The 21,010-nt window shown below is 59.9% G+C and carries 18 protein-coding genes and 1 pseudogene; 8 read left to right on the top strand and 11 right to left on the bottom strand.

The genetic code is table 11. The annotated features are described in order from the left end of the window. The 3 genes from ybeY to miaB form a co-directional block, all read right to left on the bottom strand. Positions 1-495, bottom strand: coding sequence for an rRNA maturation RNase YbeY (gene ybeY / locus FGA82_RS07105; RefSeq protein ID WP_007909643.1), 495 nt, complete (start codon positions 493-495; stop codon positions 1-3). Further along, positions 488-1,486, bottom strand: a complete 999-nt coding sequence (locus FGA82_RS07100) for a PhoH family protein (protein ID WP_141126539.1) — start codon at positions 1,484-1,486, stop codon at positions 488-490. Before FGA82_RS07100 ends, ybeY begins: the two co-directional genes overlap by 8 nt. 177 nt (positions 1,487-1,663) lie before the next feature. After that, positions 1,664-2,992: a tRNA (N6-isopentenyl adenosine(37)-C2)-methylthiotransferase MiaB gene (gene miaB / locus FGA82_RS07095; RefSeq protein WP_141126538.1), complete on the bottom strand. Its 1,329-nt coding sequence runs from the start codon at positions 2,990-2,992 to the stop codon at positions 1,664-1,666. 133 nt (positions 2,993-3,125) lie between these two features. Here miaB and FGA82_RS07090 point away from each other — a divergent pair, with 133 nt between their 5' ends. Continuing rightward, positions 3,126-3,455, top strand: a complete 330-nt coding sequence (locus FGA82_RS07090; RefSeq protein ID WP_003185742.1) for a DUF1820 family protein — start codon at positions 3,126-3,128, stop codon at positions 3,453-3,455. Between the two features lie 138 nt (positions 3,456-3,593). Here FGA82_RS07090 and FGA82_RS07085 read toward each other — a convergent pair whose 3' ends face one another. From FGA82_RS07085 to FGA82_RS07070, 4 genes are all read right to left on the bottom strand, one after another. Beyond that, on the bottom strand, positions 3,594-4,148 hold the full coding sequence (locus FGA82_RS07085; RefSeq protein WP_141126537.1) for a tetratricopeptide repeat protein: 555 nt from the start codon (positions 4,146-4,148) through the stop codon (positions 3,594-3,596). A 225-nt stretch (positions 4,149-4,373) separates the two neighbouring features. Continuing rightward, positions 4,374-5,657 (bottom strand): glutamate-1-semialdehyde 2,1-aminomutase, encoded by a 1,284-nt coding sequence (hemL, locus tag FGA82_RS07080; RefSeq protein WP_141126536.1) that lies wholly within the window; start codon positions 5,655-5,657, stop codon positions 4,374-4,376. Positions 5,658-5,672: 15 nt separating this feature from the next. Further along, a complete protein-coding gene (thiE, locus tag FGA82_RS07075; RefSeq protein WP_141126535.1) occupies positions 5,673-6,296 on the bottom strand; it encodes a thiamine phosphate synthase in 624 nt (207 codons plus the stop codon). Between the two features lie 18 nt (positions 6,297-6,314). After that, positions 6,315-7,112, bottom strand: coding sequence for a hydroxymethylpyrimidine/phosphomethylpyrimidine kinase (locus FGA82_RS07070; RefSeq protein WP_141126534.1), 798 nt, complete (start codon positions 7,110-7,112; stop codon positions 6,315-6,317). A gap of 303 nt (positions 7,113-7,415) precedes the next feature. Here FGA82_RS07070 and FGA82_RS07065 point away from each other — a divergent pair, with 303 nt between their 5' ends. The 4 genes from FGA82_RS07065 to FGA82_RS07050 all read left to right on the top strand — a co-directional run bounded on the left by FGA82_RS07065 (position 7,416) and on the right by FGA82_RS07050 (position 13,895). Next, complete coding sequence (locus FGA82_RS07065; RefSeq protein ID WP_141126533.1) at positions 7,416-9,770, top strand: hybrid sensor histidine kinase/response regulator; 2,355 nt, start codon at positions 7,416-7,418, stop codon at positions 9,768-9,770. 96 nt (positions 9,771-9,866) lie between these two features. Then, a complete protein-coding gene (locus FGA82_RS07060) occupies positions 9,867-11,516 on the top strand; it encodes an acyl-CoA dehydrogenase family protein (protein WP_141126532.1) in 1,650 nt (549 codons plus the stop codon). Positions 11,517-11,686: 170 nt separating this feature from the next. Then, positions 11,687-13,186: an AMP nucleosidase gene (amn, locus tag FGA82_RS07055; RefSeq protein WP_171057252.1), complete on the top strand. Its 1,500-nt coding sequence runs from the start codon at positions 11,687-11,689 to the stop codon at positions 13,184-13,186. A gap of 73 nt (positions 13,187-13,259) precedes the next feature. After that, a complete protein-coding gene (locus tag FGA82_RS07050) occupies positions 13,260-13,895 on the top strand; it encodes a pseudouridine synthase (protein WP_141126530.1) in 636 nt (211 codons plus the stop codon). On the opposite strand, the gene FGA82_RS07045 is transcribed toward FGA82_RS07050, so the two are convergent. Together FGA82_RS07045 and FGA82_RS07040 are read right to left on the bottom strand one after the other, a co-directional pair. Next, positions 13,890-14,099 carry a DUF2788 domain-containing protein gene (locus FGA82_RS07045; protein WP_007909655.1) on the bottom strand — a complete coding sequence of 70 codons (210 nt, stop codon included), beginning with the start codon at positions 14,097-14,099 and terminating at the stop codon, positions 13,890-13,892. The two genes, FGA82_RS07050 and FGA82_RS07045, sit on opposite strands and share 6 nt — an antisense overlap. 282 nt (positions 14,100-14,381) lie before the next feature. After that, the gene (locus FGA82_RS07040; RefSeq protein ID WP_008081091.1) at positions 14,382-14,861 is read right to left on the bottom strand and encodes an Lrp/AsnC family transcriptional regulator; all 480 of its coding nucleotides are present in this window, start codon (positions 14,859-14,861) and stop codon (positions 14,382-14,384) included. 451 nt (positions 14,862-15,312) lie between these two features. On the opposite strand from FGA82_RS07040, the gene FGA82_RS07035 reads away from it, so the two are divergent. After that, complete coding sequence (locus FGA82_RS07035) at positions 15,313-16,383, top strand: DUF6515 family protein (RefSeq protein WP_141126529.1); 1,071 nt, start codon at positions 15,313-15,315, stop codon at positions 16,381-16,383. 27 nt (positions 16,384-16,410) lie between these two features. On the opposite strand, the gene FGA82_RS07030 is transcribed toward FGA82_RS07035, so the two are convergent. Together FGA82_RS07030 and FGA82_RS07025 are read right to left on the bottom strand one after the other, a co-directional pair. Further along, a complete protein-coding gene (locus tag FGA82_RS07030) occupies positions 16,411-17,319 on the bottom strand; it encodes a cation diffusion facilitator family transporter (protein ID WP_141126528.1) in 909 nt (302 codons plus the stop codon). A 12-nt stretch (positions 17,320-17,331) separates the two neighbouring features. Continuing rightward, positions 17,332-17,751 (bottom strand): hypothetical protein, encoded by a 420-nt coding sequence (locus tag FGA82_RS07025; protein WP_016986146.1) that lies wholly within the window; start codon positions 17,749-17,751, stop codon positions 17,332-17,334. A gap of 110 nt (positions 17,752-17,861) precedes the next feature. Here FGA82_RS07025 and FGA82_RS07020 point away from each other — a divergent pair. Both FGA82_RS07020 and hrpB read left to right on the top strand, forming a co-directional pair. After that, positions 17,862-18,242: pseudogene (locus tag FGA82_RS07020) on the top strand (DEAD/DEAH box helicase); the annotation flags it as partial. A 129-nt stretch (positions 18,243-18,371) separates the two neighbouring features. Next, on the top strand, positions 18,372-20,894 hold the full coding sequence (hrpB, locus tag FGA82_RS07015) for an ATP-dependent helicase HrpB (RefSeq protein WP_141126526.1): 2,523 nt from the start codon (positions 18,372-18,374) through the stop codon (positions 20,892-20,894). Positions 20,895-21,010 lie beyond the last annotated feature (116 nt).

Below are 21,010 nucleotides of genomic sequence, written 5' to 3'. Positions count from 1 at the left end.
TTACTCTGAATCCTTTGTTGTAACGATAGGGGATGTTTCGGGTTCGTCGTCCGCGTACGGATCGGGATAGCCCAGTTCAGCAAGCAACTCGCGTTCCAGTGCTTCCATTTCTTCGGCTTCTTCGTCATCTATATGGTCGTAACCGAGCAGATGCAAGCAGCCGTGAATGACCAGATGTGCCCAGTGGGCCTTTAGTTCCTTGCCCTGTTCAGCGGCCTCACGCTCGACCACGGCCACGCAGATCACCAGATCGCCAAGCAATGGGATGTCGAGAAACTCGTCGGGCACTTCAGCCGGGAACGACAGGACGTTGGTCGCGTAATCCTTGTGGCGCCAGGTGTGATTGAGCTCGCGGCCTTCTTCCTCGTCGACCAGACGAATGGTCATTTCCGAGTCGGCGGTGCGCTGGCGCAGGGCCAGTTCGCACCACAGGCGGAAGTCAGCCTCGCTCGGCGCGCTCGCTTCAGTCGCGATTTGCAGGTCTAGCTCAAGCATTTCGCGGGGTGTCCTTGGGTGCTTCGTCACGGTTTTCGAAGCGCTCGTAGGCTTCGACGATCCGCTGGACCAAAGGATGGCGCACGACGTCTTTAGGCTGGAAATGGGTGAAGCTGATACCCGGTACGTCTTTGAGCACTTCGATCACATGGTGCAGACCCGACTTGGTGCCTTTCGGCAGGTCGACCTGGGTGATGTCACCGGTGATGACGGCGGTAGAACCGAAGCCGATCCGGGTCAGGAACATTTTCATTTGTTCGACGGTGGTGTTCTGGCTCTCGTCGAGAATGATGAAGCTGTTGTTCAGCGTGCGACCGCGCATATAGGCCAGTGGCGCAACTTCGATCACCTGACGTTCGATCAGCTTGGCCACGTATTCGAAGCCGAGCATCTCGTAGAGTGCGTCGTAGAGCGGGCGCAGGTACGGGTCGATCTTCTGCGACAGGTCGCCGGGCAGGAAGCCGAGTTTTTCACCCGCTTCAACCGCCGGACGCACCAGCAGGATGCGGCGGATCTGCTCGCGTTCCAGTGCATCGACAGCGCACGCCACGGCCAGATAGGTCTTGCCGGTACCGGCCGGGCCAATGCCGAAGTTGATGTCGTTGCCGAGGATTTCCTTCACGTAGCGCAGTTGATTCAAGCCGCGCGGGCGAATCATGCCTTTCTTGGTGCGCAGGGCAACGGACGCTTCGGCGGGGGCGTGATTGTCCAGCTCGACCACGGCCGATTCCTGCAGGAACAGGTGCACCGTATCCGGCGACAGCTCTGAACCTTTGGTTTCCCGGTACAGGCGACGAATCAGATTTTCCGCAGAAGTGGTGTGTTTGGGGTCGCCGATCAGCTCGAACTGGTTTCCGCGGTTGCGGATCTCGATCGTCAGGCGCTGTTCGATCAAGCGCAAATGCTCGTCGAATTGCCCGCACAGATTGGCGAAGCGGCGAGCCTCAAAGGGCTCGAGGATAAAACGATGTGGTTCTATGGGTGCGTTCAAGGTCGTATTTAGCCGCCCTGGGGCAATTAAGATGAAATCAAGGATAACGCCAGAGGCCTGGGTGCGAAAGCTCTTAAATATTCTTGGCGTCGACACCATCAAGATCGCAGCCTTCGGCAGCTCCTACAGGAGAATGTAATCCATGTAGGAGCTGCCGAAGGCTGCGATCTTTTGCATTTATTGGATCAGCGAGCCGCGCAGCGAGTGCGGTTGTGCAGCGTCGATGTGTACATCAGCAAACTGACCGATCAGGGTTGGATTTTCGCAGCGGAAGTTGACGATACGATTATTCTCGGTACGTCCTTGCAGCTCGCCCGGATCTTTCTTCGAGTAATCGGTCACCAGAATCCGCTGTGTCGAACCAACCATTTGTCGGCTGATCTCGAAACCTTGCTGATTCAAGCGATGTTGCAGCGCGTTCAAACGTTCTTTCTTCAACTCTTCCGGGGTGTCGTCGGCCAGATCGGCGGCCGGGGTGCCCGGGCGCTGGCTGTAAACGAACGAGTAGGAAAAGTCGAAACCGACGTCGGCAATCAGCTTCATGGTCTGTTCGAAATCTTTCTCGGTCTCGCCGGGGAAGCCGACGATGAAGTCCGAGCTGATGCAGATCCCCGGCACAGCGGCGCGCAATTTGCGCAGCTTGGATTTGTACTCCAGCGCGGTGTGATTGCGCTTCATCGCTGCGAGAATCCGGTCGGAGCCCGACTGCACAGGCAAGTGCAGGTGTTTCACCAGTTCCGGCACATCGGCGTGGGCCTGGATCAGGCTGTCGGAGAACTCCAGCGGGTGCGAAGTGGTGTAGCGGATGCGGTCGATGCCGTCGATGGCGGCGACAACGCGGATCAGCTCGGCCAGATCGGCGAGACGACCGTCATGAGTGGTGCCGCGATAGCCGTTGACGTTCTGCCCCAGCAGGGTCACTTCACGCACGCCGTTTTCGGCGAGGTGGATGACTTCGGCGATCACGTCGTCGAATGGCCGGCTGACTTCTTCGCCACGGGTGTAAGGCACCACGCAGAACGTGCAGTACTTGCTGCAGCCTTCCATCACCGACACATAAGCACTCGGGCCATCGATGCGCGGCTCGGGCAAGTGGTCGAATTTCTCGATTTCCGGAAACGACACGTCGACCTGCGGCAGCTTGGTGATGCGCGCGGCGTCGATCATCTCCGGCAGGCGGTGCAGGGTCTGCGGGCCGAACACGACGTCGACGTACGGCGCGCGATCACGGATCGCCGCGCCTTCCTGGCTGGCCACGCAACCGCCGACGGCGATGACCATGTCCGGGTTGGCCAGTTTCAGTTCGCGCCAGCGGCCCAGCTGCGAATACACGCGATCCTGGGCGCGCTCGCGGATCGAGCAGGTGTTGAGCAGAATCACGTCGGCGTCTTCCGCGCGAGCGGTGACTTCCAGGGCCTGATGTTCACCCAGCAGATCGACCATGCGCGAGCTGTCGTACTCGTTCATCTGGCAACCGTGGGTTTCGATGTAAAGCTTCTTGGCCATGGAATAGGGTCATCACGTGATTCAAAGAACCCGGCATTATAGGGAACAAGCCTTCAGGTTCCTACCGCTGCGCGTCCGGTGGCTATGCTATAGTTTGCGCCCTCATTTTTATCCCCGACGTTATCCCCCCGCCATGACCAAACGCGAAGCTCCAATCTATAAGGTGATTTTCCTCAACCAGGGCCAGGTGTTCGAAATGTACGCCAAGCAGATCTATCAAAGTGATCTGTGGGGCTTTCTGGAAGTGGAAGAGTTCGTCTTTGGCGAGCGCACGCAAGTGGTCGTCGACCCGAGCGAAGAAAAGCTCAAGGCGCAGTTCGAAGGCGTGGTGCGCAGCTTTGTGCCGATGCATTCGATCGTGCGTATCGACGAAGTGGAACGTCTGGGCACCCCGAAAATCAGCGAAGCCCGCGGCGCGGTCGGCAATGTGATGCCGTTCCCGATGCCGATGCCTGAGAAGTAAGCTTCAAGACCGAGTCGTCTCATTCGCGAGCAAGTCGAATCGTCGCACCGTCGCTCCCACAGGGGATCTTCTGAACACTGGAGATCTACTGTGGGAGCGAGCTTGCTCGCGAAGGGGCCGGAAAGGTCGGCGCAAAAATCAGGGAAGGGGCGAGAACGGCGTACGCCCATCGGCGCTTTGCAGTTCCATCAGGTATTTACGGAAAATTTGCCCGAGCACCTGGGTCGCGGTTTCGAGGTCTTCGCGGGACATTTTTTCGGAGACTTCGTCGGCCGTGTCCAGCGCGTCTTCAGCGCCGTTGACCGCGGCCATCTTCAACACGATATACGCCTGAATGTTGTTGGCCTGCACGCCTTCACCGTGGAAGAACATCGTGCCGAGTTTGAACTGTGCCTGAGCGTGGCCTTGCAGCGAGGCTTTTTCAAAATAGCTCAGGGCTTGATTGAGGTCGCGCGGCGCAATCTTGCCGTCGTAGTAGAACTCACCCAACTCGTATTGCGCTTGCGCATCCCCTTCGTCCGCCGCTTTCTGGCAGGCGGCCAGTGCCTGCGTGACGTCTTGCGGCTGAGTATTGAGGGTGCAACGACCCATCGCCGGGATCAACAACGAGTTGCCGCCTGCTTGTGCATGCGCGAGCAGGGGCTGAAGGAGCAACAGGCAGCCCAAGGCAAGGGTGCGGCCGGTGCGGTTCATGGGAATCGACTTACCTCTGAAGGGCACGCGGACCCATCGAGGGATCCAATAAGCGCGCATTATGAAATAAGCAGGGCCAACCTTACAAAGTCTTTACTCGTTTTTCTGCTGCGCGGGGAATATATCGCCCACTTTAGGGGAGATTTTTAGCAGGGGCATCGGAAAAACAGCGTGGGTGTAGGTGAATGCTGACGCTGGCGATAGCCAACGTCAGCGGTACGGCGATTACTTTAGTGCAGCGAAGGCGCGTTCGGCCGCGTCCAGGGTCAGTTTCAACTCGGCTTCGCCGTGAGCGATCGAGGTGAAACCGGCTTCGAAGGCGCTCGGTGCCAGGTACACACCACCTTCCAGCATCAGGTGGAAGAAGCGCCCGAACAGTGCAGCGTCGCTGGCCATCACGTCTTCAAAAGTGACGATGTCGTCGGCGCCGCTGAAGTACAGACCGAACATGCCGCCAGCCTGGGTAGTCACGAACGGAATGCCAGCGGCATCGGCGCGCTGTTGCAGGCCGTCGAGCAGGCGCGTGGTGTAGTCGGTCAGCTCGGCGTGGAAACCCGGACGGCTGATCAAACGCAGGGTGGTCAAACCAGCAGCCATTGCCAACGGGTTACCCGACAACGTGCCGGCCTGATACACCGGCCCCAGCGGCGCGATGCGTTCCATGATTTCACGCTTGCCGCCGAAGCAGCCGACCGGCATGCCGCCGCCGATGATCTTGCCGAAGGTGGTCAGGTCAGGGTTTACGCCGTAGTGCGCTTGGGCACCGCCGAGGGCGACACGGAAACCGGTCATCACTTCGTCGAAAATCAGCACCACGCCATGCTTGTCGCACAGCGAACGCAGGCCTTCGAGGAAACCCGGCGCCGGTGGTACGCAGTTCATGTTGCCGGCCACCGGCTCAACGATGATGCATGCCACTTCCTGGCCTACTTCAGCGAGCATCTTTTCCACAGCGTCGATGTCGTTGAATGGCAGGGTCAGGGTGTGTTTGGCGAATGCTGCCGGTACGCCAGCCGAGCTCGGTACGCCTTGGGTCAGGGCGCCGGAACCGGCCTTGACCAGCAGGCTGTCGGAGTGGCCGTGGTAGCAGCCTTCGAATTTGATGATGCTGTCGCGGCCGGTGTAACCACGGGCCAGACGGATCGCACTCATGGTCGCTTCGGTGCCGGAGCTGACCATACGCACCATGTCCATCGATGGCACCAGCGAGCAAACCAGGTCGGCCATCTCGGTTTCCATCGCGGTCGGCGCGCCGTACGACAAGCCGTGTTGCAGCTGGTTACGCACCGCGTCGAGCACGTCCGGGTGGCTGTGGCCGAGGATCATCGGGCCCCACGAACCAACGTAATCGACATAGCGCTTGTCGTCTTCATCCGTAACGTAAGCGCCTTCGGCGTGTTTGAAGAACAGCGGGGTGCCGCCAACGCTCTTGAACGCACGAACGGGCGAGTTCACGCCACCGGGGATGTGTTTCTGGGCATTGGCAAACAGGGTTTCGGAACGAGACATGATCGGGCTCTCAAATCAGACTTTCAGTAATTCATTGAACGCGCGGGCGCGGCGGGTCACTTCGGCGGTGCTCTCGGCACCAAACAGACCGTGGACTACGGCGAGCAGGTCGACCCCATGGGCCACCAGCGGTGCGGCGTTGTCGAGGGTGATGCCGCCAATCGCGCAGATCGGCAGGTGCAGCGTGCGTTTGGCTTCGTCGAGCAGATCGAGGCTGCAGGTCGGTGCGCCGGGCTTGGTGTTGGAATTGAAGAAGCGACCGAAAGCGACATAGCTCGCGCCTTCTTTGGCCGCTTGTTCGGCCAGCGCGATTTGCGCGTGGCAGGTCGAACCGATGATTGCTTTGGAGCCGAGCAGGGCGCGGGTCGGCGACAGCGGGCCGTCGGTCTGGCCGAGGTGCACGCCGACGTTGAGGCGTGCGGCCAGTTCGGCGTCATCGTTGATGATCAGTTGCGTCTTGTAGCGCTCGCACAGATCGCGCAACGCTTCGGCCTCGCGCAGACGGCGGGCCTCGTCGCTGCTCTTGTCGCGGTATTGCAGCAGGGTGACGCCGCCTTCCAGCGCCGCCTCCACGTAAGACAGAAACTTGCCGGCCAGCAAATCGCTGTCGGTAATGGCATACAGGCCACGTAGTTTCATCGGGCAGACCTCACGACGTTACGAGCAGAAATCCAGCGGCAGGCGACGCGGGACGAACTGGCCTTTGCCCAGTTGTTCTGCATCGCGCAGGGTGCGCCAGGTGTAATCCAATGCACTGCGCACGGCGCTGGCGAGGTGTTCGCCCTGCGCCAGGCGACCGGCCAAAGCACTGGCCAGTGTGCAACCGGAACCGTGATAGCTGCCCGGCAGGCGCTGGCAGATAAAGGTTTCACGCAGACCGTCGCGGCTGTACACGCGGTTGTGGATTTCAGTTTCGTCGCCGTGGCCGCCGGTGATCAGCAGGTTTTTGACGAACGGCAGGAGTTTTTCAGCGCACTCGTCCGCAGTGCCTTCGGGCAGTTCGGCGAGGATTCGGGCTTCAGGAAGGTTAGGGGTGGCAATGATCGACAGCGGCAGCAGACGCTCGCGCATCGCATAGCCGACCTCGTCCTTGCCCAGGCGACCGCCGCCACCGGCGCGCAGCACCGGGTCGCAGACCACCGGCAAGTGCGGGTGCGCCGAAAGCAGTTCGACAATGGTGTCGACCATTTCCAGCGAACCGAGCATGCCCAGTTTGACCGCAGCGACTTCGGAGTCGTTGAGCACGGCATTGGCCTGAGCCAGTACCCACTCACGGTCGAGGACGCGGAAGTCAGTGACGTTGACGGTGTCTTGCACGGTCAGGGCGGTGACGGCCGGAGCCGCATGGCAACCCTGCGCGAGCAAGGCTTCGATATCTGCCTGCAAGCCGGCGCCACCACTTGGGTCGTGGCCGGAGAGACAGAGGACAACGGGGCGGGAGCTGTAGATATTCATGGTGCGCGAGCTTACCACCAAACCTGATTTTCCGGTTCAGTGCCGTTGTCCCGGGCCGATAACCTGGCAGGAGAATCCGACCGCTCTGTCACAAGCTGACCAACTCAACAGCTCTAGCTCGCTGCTTTGCTCTGGAACGCCCGTTCTAGAGCCTTTGTAGGAAAAATTTCAATGGTGCTCAATGGCCATCAACGGCTATGCTAGTCTGGATCCAAACCAATAACAGGTAATACCGGTTTTACGTCTACTCAAAGGGAATGGGGGGCTTCCTGACACAACCGGACGAGCCACGCTGGGGCTTCAATGCGCTATTTGCTGATGTTGTTGTTCTGCTTGCCCCTTATGGCGAGCGCCGTCGAATTCGACGAATTTACCCAGAGCCTCCCTCTGGGCCGGTCGCTGCAAGTGTTCGAAGACCCGAGCGGTCAGGCGAGCATTGCCGATGTTCGTGCGCAAGCTGCCGCCGGCAATTTCAAAGCTCACGATAAAGACACGCTCAATGCCGGCTACTCGCGCTCGGCGTTCTGGCTGAAAATCGACCTGCATTACCGCCCGAGCAATCCCGCCGCCCAGCGCACCTGGCTGCTGGAACTGGCTTATCCACCGCTCGACCATCTCGACCTCTATACGGCCGACGTCAATGGCGACTACCGCCTCGTCCGGCAAACCGGAGACGCCTGGCCGTTCGCCAGTCGCGAGATCCGCCAGAACAACTATCTGTTCGATCTTTCATTCAAGCCGGATCAAACGCAAACCGTGTATCTGCGACTGGCCAGCGAAGGCTCGATTCAGGCACCGGTCACGTTATGGTCCAGTACTGCGTACCTCGAAGATCAACCGGTGCGCCTGTACGTGCTCGGCATCATTTATGGCGTGCTGTTGGGGATGGTGGTCTACAACCTGTTCATCTTCCTCAGCGTGCGTGACACGAGTTACCTCTATTACATCTTCTACATCGCCTCGTTCGGCCTGTATCAACTTTCCGTGAATGGCGCCGCTGTCGAGTATTTCTGGCCGGACAATCCATGGTGGGCCAATGCGGCGACGCCGTTCTTCATCGGCTGCGCCGGCCTGTTCGGCAGCCAGTTTGCCCGCACCTTCTTGCAGACCAAAAACCACAGTCGCTGGCTCGATCGGTTGCTGATCGGACTCATTGCATTCGGTGCACTGGTCATCGGCTTGTCGCTGATGACCAGTTACGCCCTGGCCCTGCGCCTGGCAACGACGCTGGCGCTGACCTTCACCGTGGTGATTTTTGCCGCCGGGATTCTGGCCTGGTGGCGCGGCTTGCGCGTTGCGCGTTATTTCATCATCGCCTGGTCGGCGTTCCTGCTCGGCGGCATCGTCAACACGCTGATGGTGCTGGGCTTGCTACCGAACGTATTCCTGACCATGTACGCCAGCCAGATCGGTTCGGCCATCGAAGTGGCGCTGTTGTCGCTGGCGCTGGCCGATCGCATCAACGCGATGCGTGAGCAACAGGCGCAGACGCTGTACGACGCCGGTCAGAAGCTCGAAGTGCTTAACCAGCAACTGGCGCACAGCAACAAGCTCAAGGACGAATTCCTCGCGACCCTGACCCACGAACTGCGCACGCCAATGAACGGTGTGATCGGTTCGCTGGAGCTGATGCAGACCGTCGATCTGAATCCTGAGCTTGAGCAATATCAGCAGACCGCCGCCGGATCCGCGCGGGACATGATGCGCATGGTCAACGGCATCCTGACCCTTACCGAATTGCAGGCGGGCAAGCTCAAGGCCACGCCGGGCAGCTTCAGTCTGCGCGCAGTGGTTGAAGCGTTGCGCTTGCAGTTCGACGGCAACGCAGCGAGCAAGTCGCTGGACTTCAAAGTCGAGGTGCTGCCGACCCTGCCGGATCGCCTGCACGGCGATAGCGCCAAACTCGCGCAATGCCTGGAGTGCCTGCTGGATAACGCGATCAAGTTCACCCGCGTCGGTGGTCTGGCGCTACGGGTCACCGGCAAACCGTCGACGGGCAATCGTCTGGCGCTGTCGTTCGCAGTGATCGACACCGGCATTGGTTTCACCGATCTGGGCGAGGCGACGATGTACCAGCGTTTCTTCCAGCTCGACGGTTCGATGACCCGCGAATACGGCGGGCTCGGCGTCGGTCTGGCGATCTGCCGACAGTTGGTCGAGTTGCTCGGTGGCAAGCTCACGCACCGCTCGGAGCCCGGGCGTGGCAGCCGCTTCCAGCTGGATGTCGAATTCGAATTGCCGGTGATGGAATCTGCGCCGATCGCTACACCTTCGCACGATTGCGTACGTGCACCGCAGGACTGCACGGTGTTGCTGGTGGACGACAACAGCGTCAATCAACTGGTGATGCGCGGCATGTTGCTCAAGCTCGGCTTCCGCGTGCGTACTGCCGATAACGGTGCGGCGGCATTGGACTGCCTGCAGCGGGAGACCTTCGATGCAGTGCTGATCGATTGCCAGTTGCCGGCTCACGACGGCGCGTCATTATGCTGCCAGATTCATGCGTTGCCTGGCTGCGCGAACTTGCCGGTATTCATGTTGGCGCTCACCGCCGACCGAGAGCTCTGCAGCACCGGCGCCGCTATCGATTACCTGAACAAACCGGTGAAATTCGAGGACTTGCAGTCAGCACTTGAGCGCCGCGTACTGTGTTGTTGATAGGGTAAAAGCGCCGCAAAATCGGCATATATGACACTTTGATCAACCTTGGGGCGGTGCTTAACTGGATCTCTTGGTTGAGCAAAGGAGCCCGTCATGAACCTGCATCAGTTCGCCGAAACCCACGAAGTCACCAACCAGCCGCCGTCGCTGGACGGCACCAACCTGTACCGCATCGACCAGCCGTTGCAGGAGTGGTCGCGGCGCTTTGGTGCCGGTTGGGCCGAGTCGCGGATCGATGCCTACGGCGCGCTCGCCGGCGGGCCGTTGATGGAAGCCGGCTTCCTTGCCAACCAGAACAAACCGGTGTTCGCCAGCCATGACCGCTATGGCCATCGCATTGATCTGGTGGAATTTCACCCGGCTTATCACGAGCTGATGCGCACGGCGATCGAGCATGGCCTGACCTCGCTGCCATGGGCGCATCCACAGGATGGCGCCCATGTCGCCCGCGCCTCGATGACTTATCTGCACAGCCAGGCCGAGGCGGGCAGCGGTTGCCCGTTGACCATGACCTTCGCCAGCGTGCCGGCCCTGCGCTTGCAGCCGAATCTCGCTGAGCAATGGCTGCCGAAAGTCCTCGCCACCGAATACGATCCGCGCAATGTCGGCATGGCGCACAAGGCCGGCGTGACCATCGGCATGGCCATGACCGAGAAACAGGGCGGCACCGACGTGCGCGCCAACACCACCAAGGCTTATCCGGTCGGCGCCAGCGGCCCGGGGCAGGCGTATGAGCTGGTCGGGCACAAGTGGTTCTGCTCCGCGCCAATGTGCGACGCGTTCCTCACGCTGGCGCAGACGGACAAGGGCTTGAGCTGCTTCCTGCTGCCGCGTCATCGCCCGGACGATACGCGCAATCAGTTCTACATCCAGCGCCTGAAAAACAAACTTGGCAACCAGTCCAATGCTTCCAGCGAAGTAGAATTCCGTGGCGCGCTGGCGTGGATGGTCGGTGAGGAAGGGCGCGGTGTGCCGACCATTATCGAAATGGTCGCCATGACCCGTTTCGATTGCATGGTCGGTTCCAGCTCGCTGATGCGTCAGGCGCTGACCCAGGCCAGCCACCACTGCGCGCACCGCAAGGTCGGCGGCAAACTGCTCAGCGAACAGCCATTGATGCAGAACGTGCTGGCCGATCTGGCCCTGGAAAGCGAAGCCGCGCTGGCCCTCAGTTTGCGCATGGGCAAAGCGCTGGATCATCTGGATGATCGCCACGAAGCGCAATTTGCGCGCTTGGTGACGGCGGTGGGCAAGTACTGGATCTGCAAACGCGCGCCGGGGATGATCAACGAAGCCGCCGAATGCATGGGCGGCGCCGGGTATGTCGAGGACAGCATCCTGCCGCGTCTGTACCGCGAGGCGCCGGTGAACTCGACGTGGGAAGGCTCGGGGAATGTGCAGTGTCTGGATGTGCTGCGAGCCTTGTCGAAAGAGCCGGGCGTGCTGGATGTGTTGTTCAGCGAACTCGGTAATGGTCATGGTGACAAACGACTGGCCGCGCATATTCAGCAGTTGCAGGCGCAGTTCAAGGATACGAGCGACATTCAGTATCGGGCGCGGCAGTTGACTGAGGACATCGCGCTCGGTTTGCAGGCCAAACTGTTGCTTGAGGCCGGTAACTCGGCGATCAGCGATGCGTTCATTGCCAGCCGTCTGAGCGGTGCTGGTCGCGTGTACGGCGCCTTGCCACGTGGGCTGGACGTCGAAGCTATCGTCGCCCGCTCAACCCCACAGATTCTCTGACCCACCACACATCCCCAGTAGGAGCTGCCGAAGGCTGCGATCTTTTGATCTTGCTGTTTATAAGATCAAAAGATCGCAGCCTTCGACAGCTCCTACTGGGATCGTGCTGACCCATATATTGTGTGGTTGCCAACATGCCACTGTTCCCGTGACGCCACGATGCAGGCAAGATGAAGCTCTGCAAGTCAGAACACAGGAAGCTGATCGTGACCGAAGCGTTTATTGTCGTTCAAACCGCCGAACAAGCCGTGGACCGTCTGGCCGAGCTGCATGAGCGGGCCACCACTGCGCTGAACTCGGCGCTCAAGCGTTACCTCAAGGATCGCGTCGAACCCGACGCTGCGCAGCGTGCTCTGTTTCGTTATCCCGAACTGCGTCTGACCTATCACTGCCAGGGCGAAGTCCCGCAGACCACCCGCGCTTACGCCAAGGTGCAACTGCCGGGCACCTACAGCGTCACCGTCACCCACCCGGCGGCGTTCCGCAAATACCTGCTCGAACAACTTGTGCCATTGATGCACGACTTCACCGTGACCGTGGAAGTCGGCGTCAGCCAGCAAAACATTCCGTATCCGTACGTGGTCGAGCAGGGCGATGAACTGGCCGGCTCCGGCGTCACCGCTGCCGTGCTGGCGCGGGTGTTTCCGAGTACCGACCTGTCCGCCGCCACCGATGGCATCGCCGACGGTCTCTACGACTGGGAAAACACCGATCCGCTGCCGCTGGCGCTGTTCGACGCCGCGCGCGTGGATTTCTCGCTGCGGCGTCTGGTGCATTACACCGGCAGCGACTGGCGTCATGTGCAGCCGTGGATTCTGCTGACCAACTATCACCGCTACGTCGACCAGTTCATCGTTCATGGTCTGGAACAGTTGCGCAGCGATCCGCGTTTCGTGCGCATGGTCCTGCCGGGCAACGTGATCATCGAAAAGAGCATGGATCACGGCGAAGCTTCGGCGATTGCCGCCGGTGTGGTCTGGCACCGTTATCAGATGCCGGCTTATCACCTGATCGCCAGCGATGGCCACGGCGTGACGCTGGTCAACATCGGCGTCGGCCCGTCCAACGCCAAGAACATCACCGATCACTTGGCGGTGCTGCGTCCGCATTGCTGGCTGATGATCGGTCACTGCGGCGGCCTGCGTCAGTCGCAGACCATCGGCGACTATGTGCTGGCCCACGCTTATATGCGTCGCGACGGCATTCTCGACCGCGTGGTGCCGCCGAACATTCCAATCCCCGCACTGGCCGAAGTGCAAATGGCGCTGCAGCAAGCAGCGGCGAACGTCACCGGCGAGAAGGGCGACGATCTGAAAAAACGCCTGCGCACCGGCACCGTGCTGACCTACGACGACCGTAACTGGGAATTGCGTTGGGCGCAGGAACGGCCGTTGATCAACCTGTCCCGAGCGGTCGCGGTAGACATGGAAAGCGGCACGATTGCCGCGCAGGGTTATCGCTTGCGCGTACCGTACGGCACGTTGCTCTGCGTTTCGGACAAACCGTTGCACAGTGAAATCAAACTGCCGGGCTCGGCCAACGCTTTCTATGAACGCGCGGTCAGCCAGCACTTGAAGATCGGTATCGAAGCGGTGGATCTGCTGCGCACTGAACTCAACTCGTTGCACTCGCGCAAACTGCGCAGCTTCGACGAGCCGCCGTTCCGCTAACGGTTAGTCGTGGTCATTTGGCGGTCAGGGCACTAGCATTGTCAGCCCTGATCGCTAAATGTTTGCTCTCCCTATGTCTCGTCCCCCGCGTCCACCTTCCCGCCGCCCAGGCGTGAAGCCTCAGTCTTCTTCCCCGCGCCGTGTTGCCAAGGCACCCCCGGCCGAGCCGAAGTTGATCCTGTTCAACAAACCCTTCGATGTGCTCACGCAATTCAGCGATGGTGAAGGGCGGGCGACGCTCAAGGATTTCATCGATGTGCCCGGCATTTATCCGGCCGGACGCCTCGATCGTGACAGCGAAGGCTTGTTGTTGCTAACCAACGACGGGCAGTTGCAGGCACGCATCGCCGATCCGAAACACAAACTGGCGAAGACCTATTGGGTGCAGGTCGAAGGCGTGCCGACGGCTGAGCAATTGCAGCGCTTGCGCGAAGGTGTAGAGCTGAACGACGGCATGACCTTGCCCGCCGAGGCGCGGCAACTGGATGAGCCTGAGTTGTGGCCGCGCAATCCGCCGGTGCGCTTTCGCATGACCGTGCCGACTTCGTGGCTGGAGCTGGTGATTCGCGAAGGGCGCAACCGTCAGGTACGGCGCATGACCGCAGCCGTCGGACTGCCGACGCTGCGGCTGGTGCGGGTGAAGATTGGGGACTGGACGGTCGAAGGCCTCGATCAGGGCCAGTGGAAGGAAGTGCCGGCGCGCTTATAAAGCGCCGGATTCGATCAGGCCGATCACTACACTTTTGATGATGAACGCCGCCACGCCCAGGCCCAGCACGAAGAACAGAATGAACGAGCCAAAGCGCCCGGCCTTGGACTTCTTCGCCAGATCCCAGACGATGAAACCCATGAAAATGATCAGGATGCTGACCAGTCCGGTCATCATCCACTCTTCTAATAAGGCTGGATCCATTGGGCATCTCCGGCGCGCACGCGGCTAAAAGGGCGCGACGAGTATACGCCAAGGTGTGTGAGGTGGCATTGATCTGGGTCTGATCCGAAGCCTTTAGCCCTCACCCTAGCCCTCTCCCAGAGGGAGAGGGGACTGACCGGGGGATGCTCGCAAAATACGCCGACCTGAACGTTCTGTTGTGAATCCATAATCGACTCGATCTTTCAAGTCGATGTATGACAGCAGACACCTCGGTCGGCTCCCTCTCCCTCCGGGAGAGGGCTGGGGTGAGGGTGTCCTTGATCAGTTGCGCAGATGGGTTAGGGGGAGTTCGGTGCTGTTTAGGACTTGGTTCAGCACAAAACTTGAGCGCACGCTGGTCACGCCTTCGATGCGGGTGAGGTGCCCCAGCAACAGCTTCTGATAGTGATCCATATCCGGCACCACCACTTTCAACTGGTAATCGGCATCCACACCCGTCACCAGACTGCACTCCAGCACTTGCGGCAACGTCCGAATTGCCGCTTCGAAATTCTCGAAACGCTCCGGTGTGTGCCGGTCCATGCCGATCAGCACATAGGCCGTCAGGCTCAACCCAAGCATCTTGCGATCAAGCAACGCCACCTGACGCGAAATATACCCGTCGTCTTCCAGCTGCTTGACCCGGCGCGAGCATGGCGAGGGCGACAGACCGATGCGCTCGGCCAATTCCTGGTTGGAGATGCGGGCGTCGCGCTGCAATTCCGCCAAAATGCTCAGGTCGTAACGGTCGAGTTTGCTCATCAATCTGTCCTTGGTTGTAACTATTGCGGCGGATTATCTATCCAGGGTTAAAAATTGCGCAAGTGGTGTTTATTTCAGCAATCTTCGCAATCCTCTGTCGCGGCCTCAGGCCTATTCTTATCACCAGAATCACTGCTCGGTAACACAGTCCACGCGGCCCGCCCTATCAGGCCTGCCGCGGCCGCCACCCCCACCGGGGTTGTGCCGGCCCCCGAGCTGCACACTGTCCAGAAGACGGCGTGAGGTGAGCCGACGTCAAAAGCGTCGAGCCAGGACGAAGTTCTCTAGAAGGGAGGCCGACGGGTCTCCCTTTTTTCTTGCCTGCGATTTCATGCCTGACACTCAATAAATAAGTTGCGTGACTGATAACCTGTTGCAGAACCCGTTGTGGGTATTCCCGGTCTTAGTGACAAGTCCTCTTACATTTGCAGGCCCCGCAGTGAGAAAAAGCATGAAGTCGCGCATCTGGCGTCTGGCCGGTGTTGGTTTGCTGTGCGTGAGTGTCAGTGCGCAAGCGCTTGCCGATGAGCCGCAGAATCATGGACCGGATGGCGGCGGCCACGGCCCGGACCATCAGGGCAATAATCAGGGCCATGGCAGCAACAATCAGCCGCGCCCGCAGAGCAATCCATCGCAGAATCAGCCGCAACAGAATCAGCCGCGCCCGCAGAACAACGAGATCATTCGTGGCGACAACAGCCGCCAGTTCGAGCACAACGGTCAGCAGCACAACAATAACGGCCAGTGGCAAAACCATGATCAAAACCGTCCGGCCTACAACCCCAACCCGGTACGTCAGCCGCCACCACCGCCGCAACTGCCGGCCAACAGCCTGCCGATCCAGCCACGGCCCGACGCCGTGCGCCAGACTCAAGAGCCGCGTCAGGGTTACTACCGCGACGAGCGTCCGCAAAACGGCTACAGCAATCAGCATTGGCAGACCAACAACCGGCCCAATGACAATCGCTGGCCGGGGCGTCCCGACGGACACGGCAACGGTTGGGGCCCGGGCCCGCAGTATCGTCCGGGGCATGTGATCGACCGTTTCCCGGATCGCGATTACCGCGTGCCGTATCGCGGGCAGGATTACTTCTTCTCCGGCGGCTACTGGTATCGCCCGCAAGGCCCGCGCTACATCGTCGTGCAACCGCCGCGCGGGATCCGCATCCAGTATTTGCCGGATTACGCCCGTGAAGTGTGGATCGGTGGTTCGCTGCTGTTCCTTGCCGCCGGTTCCTACTACGCGTATCAGGAAGCGACGCAGGATTACGTGGTGGTCGAGCCGCCGGTGCAGCAACAGCCGCAGCCACAGTCCCAAGGCTATGACGTCGAGGCGTATCCAGCCAACGGTCAGTCGCCGGAGCAGGTGCAGCAGGACGGTTACCAGTGCTACCAGTACGCCGTGCAGCAAAGCGGTTTTGACCCGCGCACCGCGACTTATCAACCGGCGCCCGAAGTGGTTCAGGCCTATCGACAGGCTCAGGGCAATTGCCTGAGCAGTCGTGGTTATCAGGTCAGATAGAAGCAGCTGCGAGCGGCAAGTTTCGAGCTACAAGCTTGAAGCTTGCGGCTCGCGACTTGTAGCTGCTTTTATCGGATCGGCGTGCACCAGCACTTCGGCTCGCGGGTAGGCCTTGTGAATGGCATCGGCGGCTTGATCGCTGATGCCGTGCGCCACTGACAGGGTCAATTCCCCCGGCAATTCCAGGTGCAACTGCACAAACCAGCGGTTGCCGGATATCCGCGTGCGCAAGTCATGCGCACCCAACACGCCCGGCACACTGCAAGCCAGTTCGAGCATGTGCTGGCTGACGTCGGTTGGCAGTTCTTCATCCATCAACACCGAAAAACTTTCCCGGGCGATCTGGATTGCGCTCCACAGAATGTACGCAGCAATGCCCAGACCGAACCACGCATCCAGTTGCTCAAAACCAAACCCGGCCAAAATCAGCGCAATCAGAATGCTGCCGTTGAGCAGCATGTCCGAGCGATAGTGCAGCGAGTCCGCGCGCACGGCGTTGGAGCCGGTCTGCTTGATCACCCGATGCTGCAACACCAGCAACGCCGCCGTCAGCAGCAACGAAAACACGATGACGCCAATGCTCAGCCACGGCGCGCCCAGCGGCTGCGGATCATGCAATCGCTCGTACGCCTGAAACGCGATCAGCACCGCACTGCCGCCAATGAACAGCGCCTGCGCCATGCCCGCCAGCGATTCCGCTTTGCCGTGACCGTAACGGTGATCGTCATCCGCCGGGCGCAGCGCGTAATGCACCGCCAGCAGATTGAGCATCGAAGTGACGCCATCCAGCGCCGAGTCGGTGAGGCCGGCAAGCATGCTCACCGAGCCGCTGAGCCACCAGGCGATGGCTTTGGCGACGATCAACGTGCAAGCGACCGCCACCGAGGCGCGGGTCGCCAGCCGTAGCAGGCGAGCGTGTTCGGGGCTGGATGTCATTGATCTTCCTTTTTAGGCGGCGGGTTGCAGGCCGAACATCGCCAGTTGCTGAGTGCTGCCTTTGTGTTGAATCAGGCGTGGATCATCCAGTGGGAAATCTCTGCCCAGCTCGCTTTCGAGAATAGCCTGCAGCTTGTGATTATCGACCTGACCGTCCGGGCCGATGGCTTGCTTGAGTTTGGCCGGATCGATCTGCGCGGTGTGGCCCGGTTCGAAATAGATCGCGCCGGTGGCGAAGTCGACGGCAAACGCGATCAGGCCGGGGATGATGTAGAACAGCAAGCCCACGGCGTCGAGCACGGCAATCGCCGGATCGATCTTTCCGTCGATCTGGCCGCGCCGGTCCGGGTAGAAAATCGAACCGCACGCGGTGATTTGCGTGAGCAGGGTGGCGACCAGTACACCGCCGATCAGGCGAAAAGGTAAGCGCATGGGGAAATCTCCTGATTGATCTAAGAACGAAGCGTCGTCGTGTGAAGTTAAGACCCTGACGAACGCCCGCCAGTTCGCCGTTATACTCGGGCCTCTGTTTTGGAGCCAGCATGATTTCTTTGCCAATCGATGAAGTTTTACCCGCCCTGCGTGAAGCCCTCGCGACACGCCACGAAGCCGTGCTCGAAGCACCGCCCGGCGCCGGTAAAACCACGCGCGTGCCGTTGGCCTTGCTCAATGAAGCGTGGCTGGCCGGGCAGACCATTCTGATGCTCGAACCGCGCCGTCTGGCCGCGCGGGCTGCCGCAGAACGTCTGGCCAGCGAATTGGGCGAGAAGGTCGGGGAAACCGTCGGATATCGCATCCGTCTCGACAGCAAGGTTGGCCCCAATACACGTATCGAAGTGGTCACCGAAGGCATTCTCACCCGTCGCTTGCAGGATGACCCGGCGCTGGAAGGCGTGGGGTTGCTGATCTTCGACGAATTTCACGTTTTGCTGAATGCACAGAAACAATCACTTTCTTGTCAAAAACTCTCAAACAACGCCGTCTCAGTCTGAGGGCTTAATCTCCTCGCTTGATCCCCCGTCGTATACTGCTTCCCTGATTTGGGAGCCTCGATGATTTCACTACCTATTGACCTCGTATTGCCAGACCTACGAGAGGCCCTGGCCAACCGCCACGAAGTAATCCTTGAAGCTCCTCCTGGTGCGGGCAAGACCACTCGTGTGCCCCTAGCACTACTGAACGAACCTTGGCTTGGTGATCAGAAGATCCTGATGCTCGAGCCTCGTCGATTGGCTGCTCGGGCCGCCGCTGAACGTTTGGCAAGTGAGCTTGGTGAGAAGGTTGGTGAGACTGTCGGATACCGCATTCGTCTTGAAAGCAAGGTAGGCCCTCGCACCCAGATTGAAGTGGTCACAGAAGGTATCCTGGCTCGCCGGCTTCAAGATGATCCTGCGCTGGATGGTGTGGGTGTGGTGATCTTCGACGAATACCACCTGCGAAACCTGGACTCCGACCTTGCACTGGCTCTGTGTTTGAGTGCTCGGGAGCTTCTGCGTGATGAGCCCCCACTGAAGTTACTTCTGATGTCCGCAACACTGGAAGGTGCTCGCCTTTCAAAGGTGCTGAATGATGCGCCTGTGGTCACCAGTGAAGGGCGGATGTATCCGGTCTCGACGGTTTGGGGTAGCCCATATCAGCCGGGCGAGCGTATCGATGCGCGAGTCACGCACACCTGCTTGGCCGCCATCAACGAACAGCCGGGAAGCGTTCTGGTTTTCCTTCCTGGGCAGGCTGAGATTCTGCGGGTGGCAGAGACACTCAAAGAGCAATTGAGCAGCCGTCCAGACGTGATCGTATGCCCGCTGTACGGTGACCTCGACTTGAACGCCCAGCGTGCCGCGATAGACCCGGCACCCAAGGGCTCCCGGAAGATTGTACTGGCCACGAACATCGCCGAGACCAGCCTGACCATCGAAGGCGTCAGGGTGGTGGTGGACAGTGGTCTCGAGCGAGTGCCGAAGTTCGATCCTCGCAGTGGGATGACCCGACTCGACACGCAGCGTATCTCGAAGGCCAGCGCTACTCAGCGAGCGGGGCGGGCAGGGCGATTGGAGCCAGGTGTCTGCTATCGCCTGTGGTCTGAGTCGCAGCACGAGCAAATGGCCGGCTACAGTACCCCTGAAGTTTTGCAGGCTGATCTTGCAGCCCTGGCACTCCAGTTGGCGCGGTGGGGAATGAAGCCAGAGGAGATGGCCTGGCTCGACCAACCTCCATCAGCTCCCTTCGGCCAAGGTAGAGACCTGCTGAAGCGCCTGGGCGCACTCGATGATGCCGGACAGCTCACACCACACGGATCAGCCATGAGCGAGCTTCCAGCGCATCCACGGATCGCTCACATGCTCATCAAGGGCAACGCGATGGGGCTGGATGACCTTGCTTGCAACATAGCTGCGCTGCTGGGTGAGAAGGATGTTTTGCGTGGTGCAGGTGCCGATCTTCACACCAGACTGAGTGCATTATCCGGCGAGCAACATTCACGTCGAGGCGGTGGCTCCTTCCAGCGCGTGAAGCAGTCTGCTCGGCAGTATCGATCCCTGCTAAGTGGGAGAGCCGTTCACCCTGTCAGAGAGCCGGATCACCCAAGATGGGTAGGCTGCCTACTGGCATTCGCTTACCCTGACCGAGTAGGTCTCCAGAGGCGTGCGAGTGCGTCTGAGTACCGTCTCTCCAACGGGCGGGCTGCTTTGTTCTCAGAGCCTGATGCTCTCACTAAACATGAGTGGCTAATAGTGGCCGATCTGGGTAGTCGGCAAGGGCAGCGCGAGGAGCGGATCTACCTAGCGAGCGATCTCGATCCAGCCTTGTTCGATGACGAGCTGGCTGACCTTGTAAGGTCAGTCGATGAGGTTGACTGGGACGAGAGGGAGGGGGTACTCAAGGCTGAGCGGCAACTCAAGGTGGGGCAGTTGGTGCTGTCCGCAACCCCTTTGCCAAGTCTTGATGAGCAAGCTCGTTCGCTAGCCTTGGTCAATCTGGTGAGGCGCAAGGGCATCGAGCTTCTGCCTTGGAACCCTGAGTTGCGCCAATGGCAGGCGCGGGTCAATCTGCTGCGTCAGTTGGATATCCAAAATGGCCAAGCAGAAAGCAAGTGGCCTGATCTCAGCGATACCAACCTTCTGGACACGCTGGAAGAATGGCTCGCACCGTACCTGGGCAAAGTCTCGAGGCTCAGCCACTTCAGCCAACTGGATCTGTCATCGATTGTCAGGAATCTTCTGCCTTGGCCGCTTCCACAGGAACTAGAGACACAGGCACCTCAGACCATCCAGGTGCCATCTGGGTCGAATATCCGAATCGACTATTCGCAGCATCCTCCGATATTGGCTGTGAGGCTGCAGGAGCTTTTTGGTCTGTCAGAAACACCTCGGATTGCCCAAGGTAAACAGCCCCTGACGTTGCATCTTTTGTCGCCGGCGCGGAGGCCTGTACAGGTTACCCAAGATCTAGCCAATTTCTGGCGTAGAACCTACGTGGAAGTGAAGAAGGATCTTAAAGGCAGATACCCGAAACACTACTGGCCCGAAGATCCATTAGTGGCTGAGGCGACTGCCAAAGCCAAGCCTAGGAAGCCCTGACTTTCGGGCCAAATCAGCCTCACGTTCTGCCCGCTTTTTCTCCTCACGTCGCAGGCGAAATAGCCTAAGGCCATTAGGCGTGGACGCCACATGTCTTTTCCCATAGCCTTGGGCAT

The organism is Pseudomonas fluorescens, assembly GCF_005938625.1.
Classification (GTDB): Bacteria; Pseudomonadota; Gammaproteobacteria; order Pseudomonadales; family Pseudomonadaceae; genus Aquipseudomonas; species Aquipseudomonas fluorescens_BD.
This window is presented reverse-complemented; position numbering and strand designations above follow the sequence as displayed.